The organism is Klebsiella sp. I138, from assembly GCF_051131765.1.
GTDB lineage: Bacteria > Pseudomonadota > Gammaproteobacteria > Enterobacterales > Enterobacteriaceae > Klebsiella.
In genome coordinates this window covers 1,223,025-1,234,709 of record NZ_CP180447.1, presented here as the reverse complement: position 1 = coordinate 1,234,709, position 11,685 = coordinate 1,223,025, and the positions used below count along the sequence as shown (strand labels likewise).

The following is an 11,685-nucleotide window of genomic DNA, read 5'->3' as shown; positions in this document are numbered from 1 at the left end:
CCTGCCGCCCTGATTGACGAATATGCTAGCGAACAACCAGCACCGGTATTTTGGCATAGCGTAAGATTGATTCGGCGTTCGAACCGAGAAGATGCGTGGAAAAGCCCGGCGTGCGTGAGCCGACAACAATCACGTCGAACTCATCGGCGTTACCGATTGCCAGTATTTCATCCCGCACGTTGCCAAATACCACTCGGGTATGAATACGTGAAGCGGGAATCGAGAACAGACGGGACAGCGCCTGCATTTTCTTCTCCGACTCTGCTTGCATAAAGGCTTCGAGCTTCTTAATATCTGCGGCAAAGCCGCGCAAAATTGAACGACTGCTGTTTGGCAAGACGTTCAGTAAGGTAATTTCACCCTCTTCAGCCGATGCCAAAAACTCAGCATGCCGAACCGCTTTATCACTCAAATCCATTTCAAATACATCGACGGGCAGTAGAATTTTCTTGTACATATTCGGCACTCCTTTTTCCGAGAGACTTAATTTTACTGCACACATCATGACATATTTATTTTCAATTCAGCACAAATAATAAGCCAGAGATATGGATATTCGTTAAAATAAACATCAATTATATGTAGTTAGCTTTGGTTAGCTAAAGATATGTATATTCCATGCCCTCGATCATATTATTATCTATTTACTGTTATTTTTCCGACCAGAATGAGATATCCGTATAAATACGTAAAACTCAGATTCGGTTGAAAGGAGGTATCCTCACCGAAAATAAACAAGATAATAGTGGTTGAAAAATATGGTGCAGGAAGCGTTATCCTGGATAACGGTTGATTAGCGGCGACGGTCACGAGCAGTGACGGCCAGAATAGATAAATGCCGCCAGCAACGGCGGCATTGAATACTCAAAATATTAGTGCGCCTGAACCCAGGCTTCGACGGTTGCTTTAGCGCCTTTCGCTTTTAGCGACAGCCAGGCATCGGTGACGGCATCAACAAAACGCCCTTCCTGCGGCAAATCGCGACCGAAGATGGCTTCGATACCCAGCAGCGCTTTAACCCGCTCCGGCCCTTCAACGCTGCTCTGAACAGCCTGCTGAATCACCGGCAACAGCGGATCGCAAATCTCAATCGCCTGCCCCTGCTCATCAACACCCCCGACATAGCGCATCCAGCCCGCCACTCCCATCGCCAGCAGGCTGAAGTCGCTGTGTTGTGCAAGATGCCAGCGAACCGAGTCCAGCATCCTTTGCGGGAGTTTCTGGCTACCGTCCATCGCAATCTGCCAGGTGCGATGTTTCAGCGCCGGGTTGCTGTAACGGTCGATAAGAAGCCCGGCGTAGCGGTCCAGATCAACCTCTTTAACTTTCAGCGTCGGCGCCTGCTCACTAAGCATTAACGTCCGGGCAGCGAGACGGTAATTTTGGTCCTGCATGCAGTCGTTGATATGCTGATATCCGGCCAGATACCCCAGATAGGCCAGGAAAGAGTGGCTGCCGTTTAACATACGCAGCTTCATCTCTTCAAAAGGCACCACGTCGGCAACCAGTTCAGCACCCGCTTTTTCCCACGCCGGGCGGCCCGCAACGAAGTTGTCCTCAATAACCCACTGACGGAACGGCTCGCAGGCCACGCCAGCCGGATCGCGGACGCCGGTCAATTGTGCAATTTTGTCCAGCGTATCGGCCGTCACGGCTGGCACGATACGGTCAACCATCGTCGACGGGAAAGTCACGTGTTGTGCAATCCAGTCGGCAAGCTCGCGGTCAATCGCGCGCGCCAGGGCGCAAACGACGTTGCGCGTCACATGACCATTTTCCGGCATGTTGTCGCAGGACATCACGCTGAATGCCGGCAGGCCTGCGGCTTTACGCCGTGCCAGGGCTTCAACAATAACGCCTGGTGCAGATTTTGGCTGATGCGGATTCTGAATATCAGCGGCAATCAGCGGATGATCCAGCTGAATTTCACCGGTAGAGGGTGAATGGCAATAACCCTTCTCAGTAATCGTCAGTGATACAATGGCCACCTGTGGCTCACACATTTTCGCCAGCACGCGTTCCAGGCCATCGACCTCCGCGTGCATCGCCTGTTTAACTACGCCTACCACACGAGCAGTCCAGGCATCTGCCGACATTTCGGCAACGGTGTACATCAGGTCCTGATTTTGCAGATCGGCAATCTGCTGCTCGCCGCCGATCAAGTTGACTTCAGTGTAGCCCCAGTCGCTGCCCTGCTCTGCCGCCAGAATATCGGCGTAGACCGCCTGGTGTGCGCGATGAAATGCGCCAAAACCCAGATGGACGATACGCGAGACCAGTTTGCTGCGATCGTAGGAAGGAAGCGTTGCCTTGGCTGTTAAAAGCGTGTTTTCCATGGTGACTCTCGTTTTTATGATGACTAATCAACCATTCTCGAGGAGAATGCCTCTGTGAGGTAAACCATCTCATGCAATTGGTATGACATCTTTGATTTCCATCAACTACCATACAAGAAGATTTTTACAACTCACCTTCTGTTTTAATCTGCGTGAAACAATAAAAAAGCCGGGCGCTGCCCCCGGCCAGATTGAACACCAGTCTGTCAACGGATCAGGTTAACTGACGGGATCTCACTTCATTATGCTGAGGCGCTGCGTCTGCCGCATCGTTAAGCAGGCTCAGATCGCGATCCCGCACTTCCGGCATGAGAAGAGCGGAAATCAGACCAATAATCGAATAGCAAATAAGCATGACGACAATCGGCCACCACGATTCAGTGACGTTACAGAAAATACCGGCCAGGACCGGGCCAAAACCGACAGCCACTAACCCGCCGGTTTCTTTCGAAATTGCCATTCGGGTAAAGCGGTTACGCGAGCCGAAAATTTCCGCCATCGTAATATTTTCAAGCGCGAATAAGCCCAGCACCGCAATATTATGAATGACAATCAACGATGCCATAATGGCGCCCACGCTGTAGCTCTTATCAACAATAATCGAGACCATCGGGTAGGCCAGTATAATGGCTGAAATATTGACGATAATATAAGGCACGCGACGCCCAATTTTATCGGATAACCACCCGAGGAAGGGAATGGTGATAAATCCAATCCCTGAGCTAATCATTAAGGCATCGGTTGGAACAGCTTTATCAAATAATAACGTCTGCACCAAATAACCGGCCAGGAACGTTTGTAATAAGCCAGAGTTCCCCGCCTGACCAAAGCGTAAGCCCGTCGCCAGCCAGAAGGATTTACTTTTCAGCATCGCGCCAAAGGTATTATCCTGCTCTGCGACGCTATTCTGCTGAGCGCTCCCTTCGCTGACCTGTTCAAATACCGGACTTTCTTTAAGGTTCAGACGCAACCAGATAGCAAAGATCATCACCACGGCGCTGGCAAGGAACGGGATTCGCCATCCCCATGCGACCAGTTCTTCCCGGTCGAGAAGAAAAAACATCACCGCCCAGATAGCCGTGGCGCTCAGCGTACCGCAGTTGGTGCCCATCGCCACCAGCGATGAAATAATGCCACGCTTCCCTTTCGGCGCATATTCGGCCAGCATGGTACCGGCACCGGAGATTTCAGCCCCGGCACCCAGTCCCTGGATAATACGTAAGGTCACCAGCAGCACGGGCGCAAAAATACCAACCTGCGCATAGGTGGGTAAAACACCAATCAGGGTGGTACAAATGCCCATCATGGTAATAGTAATAAAGAGAACTTTTTTACGCCCAATCCTGTCCCCCATTCGCCCGAAAATAAACGCACCGACTATTCTCGCAATATATCCGGCACCGTAAGTACCCATTGCCAGAATCAGCGCCATGGCCGCTGATTGCTCAGGAAAAAAGATCTCATGAAATACCAGCGCGGCACCCAGAGAATAAAGTTGAAAATCCATAAACTCCAGCGCGGTACCTAACCAACCGGACACCGCCGCGCGGATGAGATCGGCAGTCGTTCTCTCATTATTTACTGTAGTCATCATTATTTTCTCTAATTGTAATATGTAGAGTTCGCATTAATTATTAGACTTAAAATGTTAATAAAACCTTACAGCAGCTCTTTCTGTCTTTTTCAAAAATTTCGATAGCATCAATAATCTGCTGATACTCAAACTCATGAGTAATCAGCCCGTCAGGATCGATCAATCCTTGTTCTAACCATGCCAGTACAATGGGGAATTTATGCGCATTCAGCCGCGATGAAAATATAGACAGTTCTTTACCGGTAATACCTTGTTGCGCAACTTGTGAAGGTTCAGTTGAGAATCCCATCAGTACAATTCTGGCCGCCGGAGAAGCCAGAGTGACCGCCTCCTGTAGAATCGAAGGATGGCAGGCCGCATCAATAATCAGCGTGGGTTTGATACCTTTAGCCTGTAGACTTTCTGCTAATGACGTTTCACCGTTGTGGATTGTCCAGTCGGCCCCATTTCGTTTCGCCATTTGCAGGCGTTCCTCAATCTGGTCAGCGACAATCACCTGCTTGACCTGATAGACCCGTTTCAAAACCTGAATCGTGGTTAACCCCATCGGCCCCGCGCCATAGACGAGGGCGATGTCCTCAGTCGTTGGTTTCACCTGTCCGGTGACGTTGGCCGCAATAGTGAAAGGTTCAACCATCACCGCGTGCCGATCGGGAACCGTATCCGGCACGAGCCAGGCATTTTGCGCAGGGACCGCCGCATACTCGCTAAAACCCCCGTCCCGATGGACACCCAGTACAACCAGGGAGGTGCATACGTTGGGTTTACCCACTGAGCAAGGGTAGCAATGACCACAGCTGATGACCGGGTCAACGCTCACCCGCTGGCCGACCTTTCTGTCCGTCACGCCATCGCCAACGGCATCGATCACGCCGAAGAATTCATGGCCAATGACGCGCGGGTATTTGGCAAAAGGATTATGCCCGCGATAGATATGTCTATCGGAGCCACAAATCCCCGCCAGCTTGACTTTCACCCGGACTTCTCCTGGCGCAGGTTCTGGCCTTTCCCTCTCTTCAACCATCAGCTCATTGGGTTGTTGAATCACGATACTTTTCATTTTTATCTCCTTACCAGTTCCATAACGTGCCGTCTTCCAGTCTGGCTACCGGCAGACAGGCGGGCTCATACGGGTATTTTGCTGCCCGTTTTTCATCAAATTCGATACCCAGCCCCGGCTTTTCTCCCGGATGCATATAGCCGTTGTCAAAGGTCCAGCTGTGTGGGAAAACTTCCAGCATCTGCTCGGAATAACCCATATATTCCTGTACGCCGAAGTTCGGCACCCACAGGTCAAAATGAAGCGCCGCAGCCATGCAAACCGGCGACAGATCGGACGGCCCGTGAGAACCGGTACGGACCTGATAAAGGGAAGCAAAATCGGCAATGCGTCGCATGCCGGTAATACCACCTGCATGAGTGATAGTGGTGCGGATGTAATCGATCAGCTGTTCTTCAATCAGCTGCTTGCAGTCCCAGATGCTGTTGAAGACTTCACCGACGGCAATTGGCGTCACGGTGTGCTGACGAATCAGGCGGAAGCACGCCTGGTTCTCTGCCGGGGTGGGGTCTTCCATCCAGAACAGGCGATATTCTTCGATGCTTTTACCAAAGCGAGCCGCTTCGATGGGCGTCAGCCGATGATGCATGTCGTGTAGCAGATGCTCGTTAAAACCAAATTTTTCACGCACGGCGGCAAACAGCTGCGGCGTAAAATCCAGATATTTCTCCGTCGACCACTGCTGCTCTTCCGGCCACTGGCCCTTGGTCGCCGGCTCGTACGCCTGGCCTTTCCCTTTTGCCATTCCATAGGTAGTTTTCATCCCCGGAACGCCGCACTGCACGCGAATGGCCTTAAAGCCCATCTCCTGGTGGCGGGCATAGTCCTCCAGTACCTCATCGATGGAGTGCCCGGTGGTGTGGCAGTAAACCATAACGCCTTCTCGCGATGCGCCGCCCAACAGCTGATACAAAGGCATCCCCGCCGCTTTCGCTTTGATATCCCACAGCGCCATATCGACGGCAGAAATAGCCGACATGGTGACTGGCCCACGGCGCCAGTACGCCCCTTTGTAGAAAAACTGCCAGATGTCTTCAATTCGGTGCGCATCGCGGCCAATAAGCTGCGGGCAGAGATGGTCCTGCAGATACGATGCCACGGAGAGCTCGCGTCCGTTCAGCGTCGCATCCCCCAGCCCGATAACGCCTTCATCGGTGATGATTTTAAGGGTGACAAAGTTACGTCCGGGGCAGGTGACGAAAACTTCAGCGGCAACGATCTTCATCTCTGTTTCCTTCCATTCTGGCGATAAGTGATCAAAATTAAAGCATCAGACCTACTACCATACAAGTATGAAATTAAAAAAAGACGCGTTCGGTCACATTCTCCAGACGAGGTGAAGCACCGCTTCTGTGGGCTAGTGAATACGGTCTTTTACAATGAAGAAGTCGCAAAGTGCGCCGGTGAAAGTCACGCAGGCAGCAATAACTAACGCGAGATTGAATGAGTGGGTAGTGTCGACTACCCAACCGGAAACTAGCGGGGCAAAAGAGGCAGAAACCAGCAATAAGCCAGAATCAAAGTTAACATTAGCGTGAGCGATCGTAGAAGAACGCGCGTTAAGCGCGTCCCCAGCCAGCGACAATAATCAGCATGCCGCACAGCGCAACCAGCGCGCCAGCCCAGTCATAATGGCTGAGCTTCACGCCATCGACAAAACGCAGCCACAGCAGCGCGGTGCAGACATAAACGCCGCCGTAGGCGGCATAAACCCGCCCGCTTGCCGCCGGGTGCAGCGTCAGCAACCAGACGAACATCACTAACGCCAGCCCGGCAGGAATCAACAGCAGCGGCGTCGCACCGCGTTTTAGCCATAGCCAGGGTAAATAGCATCCAAGGATTTCACAGATCGCAGTGGCGAAGAACAGCAGCGTAGTTTTGAACATTAAAGACACGTAAAGAGATCGGGTTGTTAGCCCATTTTACGCAATAATCCTTCTCTCACACACTCTTTTGTCGGGTATGCCGCCGAAAAGAGATGTAGTAAACTGGCCCCAGTCTCCGGGGGATCCCTCTTTTTATCACTTAAAGGAAATCGTGATGAAAACAACACAAAAAACACGCTGGTGCCTGACCGCCATGCTGGCGCTGAGTGCCGTGGTCTTTACCGCATCATCCTTCGCTCAAACCAGCAAACTGGTGATTGAATCTGGCGATAGCGCGCAAAGCCGCCAGCAGGCGACAATGGAAAAAGAGCAGTGGAACGACACCCGTTCTTTGCGCCAGAAGGTTAACACCCGCACCGAAAAAGAGTGGGACAAGGCCGACGTCGCTTTTGATGCCCAGGACAACTGCCAGAAAAGCGCAAACGTCAATGCCTACTGGGAGCCCAACACCCTGCGCTGCCTCGACCGCCGCACCGGGCGTGCCGTTGCACCTTAATCCGTCATACACCATGGCGCCCGCGGGCGCGATATTTAGCTTTTATCGACAGGAACAGCCATGACTGACGCTTATGCAATCAAACTTCGTCCGCTGGAGCGCGAAGACTTACGCTTTGTCCACCAGCTCGATAACAACGCCAGCGTGATGCGCTACTGGTTTGAAGAGCCGTACGAAGCTTTTGTCGAGCTCTCCGATCTCTACGACAAGCATATTCACGATCAAAGCGAACGCCGTTTTGTTATCGAGTGTAATGGTGAAAAAGCCGGACTCGTAGAACTGGTTGAGATCAACCATGTTCACCGCCGCGCCGAATTTCAGATAATCATCTCACCAGACTATCAGGGCAAAGGCCTGGCGACACGCGCCGCGAAGCTGGCGATGGACTACGGCTTTACCGTTCTCAACCTGTACAAACTGTACCTTATCGTTGACAGCGAAAATGAAAAAGCCATCCACATCTACCGCAAGCTGGGCTTTATGGTAGAGGGCGAGCTGATTCATGAGTTTTTCATCAACGGTGAATATCGCAACACCATTCGCATGTGCCTGTTCCAGCATCAATATATTAGCGAACACCGCCCCCAGGGACAGGCCCTGCTGAAGCCTACGGCTCAGTAGTATTCGATGCTATTTTTGATGGTATAGCGGCGGGTCAACGGCGGCTGAACGCTTTCATCGACAACCTGAAGCTGGCAATCGACCGGGTTATCGTGGCTATCATAGTCGCAGGCCTGGCGCACATTCCCCAGTTGACGGTCGTTGAACGTGCTGGTCGCCGTATAATCCAGCTTTTTTCGCGGATCCGCCGCCGGGGTGGAAACCACCGTAAATCGCTCATCTTTTGCGACGGTGGTTTTACCGGTCGGGTAGCCCTCGCTGTCATATTGGTAGGTCGCCGTGGTCTCTTTCCCTCGCGCGGTCACCACAAAACCGTTATCGTCCGTTTCCCAGGTGACGCCTGCCGACGGCAGTTCCGCGAGCTGGCATTTTCCCTGCAGGCGCAGGCGCTTCTCGTGGGTACGCGCGTCAAGATAGAAGTTGGCATCCAGCATCAGCGTCGCACCGGTGTTATTTTCGCGGTCCTCAAAGTCCAGCAGATCGAAACACCCTTCCCGGGACAGGCGAGCGCTGACCCGCTTGACCACCTCATCGTGTTCGTCAAATAGCGTCTGGCTGAAATCTTTCACCGGCCCCCGCAGCGGATCGAACTCGAACTCATTGGAAAAACTCGCCATTTCTGGCGTAAATGCTTCTGGCGTCTTCTGCGCATCACAGGCGCTGAGCACCATCACCGCCGATATCAGCAATAACCGTTTTTTCACGCCGGATTCCTTTTGTGTATCTTGCAATCATATTAGCAAATACAATTGTTTACACCAGTTCTGCTATGCTTAAATCTGGATAACATTAATAAGGAGTCTATGATGAAACGCTCTCCCTGGCTATGCGCGGCTCTGCTGCTGGCATCAACCTCAGTGCTGGCCGCCCCCGATTCCTGCGAACGTGTGAAAAATGATATTCAACAAAAGATAGTCAACAACGGCGTACCGGCCTCAGGCTTTAGTTTAGCGATCGTGCCAAACGATCAACCCGATCAGCCCGGAGCCCAGGTGGTCGGTCATTGCGCCAACGATACCTTTAAAATCACCTATACCCGCAGCGCCGATTCTGACAGCGACGCCCGTTAACCTCTTATTTTCATTCGAAGGATATTATCCCTGAGTTGACCAGGGATAATATCCCTTTACCCCTCTCTGAGTATGATGGCTTACCCAACAACCGGAAAATGATACCGGCAATCTTTTAGCATCATCACAACGATGGGGTGAGCCATGTCCAGTCAGGAACATTCTGGCGGCGTCAGCCGACGCACGTTAATCAAATCGTCCGCGATAGGTTCACTGGCGCTTGCTGCCGGTGGGCTTTCGCTCCCCTTCAGCGTGCGCTCCGCTGCGGCGGCCGTCCAGTTGGCGACCCAAAGTGAAGAACGCGTAGTCTGGGGCGCCTGCTCGGTGAATTGCGGCAGCCGCTGCGCGCTGCGTCTGCACGTTCGCGATAATGAAGTGACCTGGGTTGAGACGGATAATACCGGGCTGGATAATTATGGCGACCATCAGGTGCGCGCCTGCCTGCGTGGACGCTCTATTCGGCGGCGCATCAATCATCCTGATCGTTTGAACTACCCGATGAAACGCGTCGGTAAACGCGGCGAAGGCAAATTTGAGCGCATCAGCTGGGCTGAAGCGCTGGATACCATTGCCGGGAATCTGCAACGAATTGTGAAAGAGTACGGCAACGAAGCCGTTTACATTAACTATTCGTCGGGGATCGTTGGCGGCAATATGACCCGCTCCTCACCTTCGGCCTCACCGGTTACGCGGCTGATGAACTGCTACGGCGGCTCACTGAATCAGTACGGTACCTACAGTACCGCACAGATTGCCTGCGCCATGCCCTACACCTACGGCAGCAACGACGGCAACAGCACCTCTGATATCGAAAACAGCAAGCTGGTGGTGATGTTCGGCAATAATCCGGCGGAAACCCGCATGAGCGGAGGCGGCATTACCTGGTTTCTGGAACAGGCGCGCGAACGCTCCAATGCGCGCATGATCGTGATTGACCCACGCTACACCGATACCGCCGCCGGGCGAGAGGATGAATGGATCCCCATCCGCCCCGGCACCGATGCCGCGCTGGTGGCAGGCATCGCCTGGGTCTTGATTAACGAAAACCTGGTCGATCAGCCGTTTCTGGATAAATACTGCGTCGGCTACGACGAAAAAACCCTGCCCGCCGACGCCCCGGCGAATAGTCACTATAAGGCCTACATTATGGGCAACGGCGAGGACGGAACGGCCAAAACGCCGCAGTGGGCGTCGCGTATCACCGGGATCCCAGCCGACCGAATCATTAAGCTGGCCCGAGAAATCGGCATGACCAAACCGGCCTGTATTTGCCAGGGATGGGGACCGCAGCGTCAGGCTAACGGTGAACTGGCCTCCCGGGCGATTGCAATGCTGCCAATTCTGACCGGCAACGTCGGCATTAACGGCGGCAACAGCGGCGCACGTGAATCCACCTACACCCTCACCATTGAGCGTCTGCCGGTGCTGGTCAATCCGGTCAAAACCGCCATCTCCTGCTTTAGCTGGACCGATGCTATCGAACGCGGGCCGGAGATGACCGCGCTGCGCGATGGCGTCAGGGGCAAAGATAAGCTGGATGTCCCGATTAAGTTTGTCTGGAACTACGCCGGGAATACCCTTGTCAACCAGCATTCTGATATCAACAGAACCCACGAAATTCTCCAGGATGAGACCAAATGCGAGACGATCGTGGTTATTGAAAACTTTATGACCTCATCGGCGAAGTATGCCGACATCCTGCTGCCGGACCTGATGACCGTCGAACAGGAAGACATTATTCCTAACGACTATGCCGGGAACATGGGCTATCTGATATTTATTCAGCCCGCTACGTCGGCGAAATTCGAACGTAAACCGATTTACTGGATCCTCAGCGAAGTGGCAAAACGCCTCGGCGGCGATATTCACCAGCGCTTTACAGAAGGACGCACTCAGGCCCAGTGGCTCCAGCATCTGTACGCCAAAATGCTGGCCAGAGATCCCGCGCTGCCTACCTACGACGCGCTGAAAGAAATGGGAATTTATAAGCGTAAAGATCCTGCTGGCCATTTTGTGGCCTATCGTGATTTTCGCCAGGACCCGGTCGCGCATCCGTTAAAAACGCCCTCCGGTAAGATTGAAATTTACTCCAGCCAACTGGCGGATATCGCCGCCCGCTGGCAGTTGCAAAAAGATGAAACCATTAGCCCACTGCCGGTTTACGCCTCCACCTTTGAAGGCTGGGACGACCCGTTACGTAGCCAGTTTCCGCTGCAACTTTTCGGGTTTCACTACAAAGCCCGTACCCACTCCACCTACGGGAATATCGACGTGCTACAGGCCGCCTGTCGTCAGGAGGTGTGGCTCAACCCGCTCGATGCCGAAAAACGCGGCATTAAAAACGGCGATCTGGTGCGCGTGTTTAACCCTCGTGGCGAACTTCGCATTCCGGCAAAGGTCACGCCGCGCATCATGCCCGGCGTAGCGGCCATGGGCCAGGGGGCGTGGCATGACGCCAGTATGAACGGCGATCGTATCGATCATGGCGCCTGCATTAATACCCTGACCACTCATCGCCCTTCACCGCTGGCAAAAGGCAATCCGCAGCACACTAACCTGGTCGATATCGCCAGGGTCGAGGATGCGACCTCATGATCCCCCGCGTTCGGTGTTGTCCAAACG

Annotated in this window: 11 protein-coding genes and 1 pseudogene; 4 read left to right on the top strand and 8 right to left on the bottom strand. The window is 53.1% G+C overall.

Annotated elements, in window-relative coordinates; all coding sequences use genetic code 11:
* Nucleotides 1-25 precede the first annotated feature (25 nt).
* From ACMYSK_RS05705 to ACMYSK_RS05675, 7 genes and pseudogenes are all read right to left on the bottom strand, one after another.
* Nucleotides 26-457, bottom strand: a complete 432-nt coding sequence (locus ACMYSK_RS05705; RefSeq protein WP_434640927.1) for a universal stress protein — start codon at nucleotides 455-457, stop codon at nucleotides 26-28.
* A gap of 415 nt (nucleotides 458-872) precedes the next feature.
* Nucleotides 873-2,336: a mannitol dehydrogenase family protein gene (locus ACMYSK_RS05700; protein ID WP_434640925.1), complete on the bottom strand. Its 1,464-nt coding sequence runs from the start codon at nucleotides 2,334-2,336 to the stop codon at nucleotides 873-875.
* Between the two features lie 214 nt (nucleotides 2,337-2,550).
* A complete protein-coding gene (locus ACMYSK_RS05695) occupies nucleotides 2,551-3,927 on the bottom strand; it encodes an MFS transporter (protein WP_434643897.1) in 1,377 nt (458 codons plus the stop codon).
* Between the two features lie 49 nt (nucleotides 3,928-3,976).
* Nucleotides 3,977-4,990: a Zn-dependent oxidoreductase gene (locus ACMYSK_RS05690; protein WP_434640923.1), complete on the bottom strand. Its 1,014-nt coding sequence runs from the start codon at nucleotides 4,988-4,990 to the stop codon at nucleotides 3,977-3,979.
* 10 nt (nucleotides 4,991-5,000) lie between these two features.
* Nucleotides 5,001-6,215, bottom strand: a complete 1,215-nt coding sequence (manD, locus tag ACMYSK_RS05685) for a D-mannonate dehydratase ManD (protein ID WP_434640921.1) — start codon at nucleotides 6,213-6,215, stop codon at nucleotides 5,001-5,003.
* Nucleotides 6,216-6,347: 132 nt separating this feature from the next.
* Nucleotides 6,348-6,491, bottom strand: a pseudogene (locus tag ACMYSK_RS05680) (MFS transporter); the annotation flags it as partial.
* 58 nt (nucleotides 6,492-6,549) lie between these two features.
* Nucleotides 6,550-6,876, bottom strand: coding sequence for a YnfA family protein (locus ACMYSK_RS05675; protein WP_434640920.1), 327 nt, complete (start codon nucleotides 6,874-6,876; stop codon nucleotides 6,550-6,552).
* A gap of 154 nt (nucleotides 6,877-7,030) precedes the next feature.
* Here ACMYSK_RS05675 and ACMYSK_RS05670 point away from each other — a divergent pair, with 154 nt between their 5' ends.
* Together ACMYSK_RS05670 and speG are read left to right on the top strand one after the other, a co-directional pair.
* Nucleotides 7,031-7,372 carry a DUF1283 family protein gene (locus tag ACMYSK_RS05670; protein ID WP_434640919.1) on the top strand — a complete coding sequence of 114 codons (342 nt, stop codon included), beginning with the start codon at nucleotides 7,031-7,033 and terminating at the stop codon, nucleotides 7,370-7,372.
* A gap of 60 nt (nucleotides 7,373-7,432) precedes the next feature.
* Nucleotides 7,433-7,993 (top strand): spermidine N1-acetyltransferase, encoded by a 561-nt coding sequence (gene speG / locus ACMYSK_RS05665; protein ID WP_434640917.1) that lies wholly within the window; start codon nucleotides 7,433-7,435, stop codon nucleotides 7,991-7,993.
* On the opposite strand, the gene ACMYSK_RS05660 is transcribed toward speG, so the two are convergent.
* Nucleotides 7,987-8,664: a YnfC family lipoprotein gene (locus tag ACMYSK_RS05660; RefSeq protein ID WP_434643895.1), complete on the bottom strand. Its 678-nt coding sequence runs from the start codon at nucleotides 8,662-8,664 to the stop codon at nucleotides 7,987-7,989. The two genes, speG and ACMYSK_RS05660, sit on opposite strands and share 7 nt — an antisense overlap.
* A gap of 135 nt (nucleotides 8,665-8,799) precedes the next feature.
* Here ACMYSK_RS05660 and ACMYSK_RS05655 point away from each other — a divergent pair, with 135 nt between their 5' ends.
* Entirely contained in the window at nucleotides 8,800-9,063 is a 264-nt protein-coding gene (locus ACMYSK_RS05655; RefSeq protein WP_434643892.1) for a DUF1161 domain-containing protein, read from the top strand.
* Nucleotides 9,064-9,207: 144 nt separating this feature from the next.
* On the top strand, nucleotides 9,208-11,658 hold the full coding sequence (ynfE, locus tag ACMYSK_RS05650; protein ID WP_434640915.1) for a selenate/tellurate reductase subunit YnfE: 2,451 nt from the start codon (nucleotides 9,208-9,210) through the stop codon (nucleotides 11,656-11,658).
* Nucleotides 11,659-11,685 lie beyond the last annotated feature (27 nt).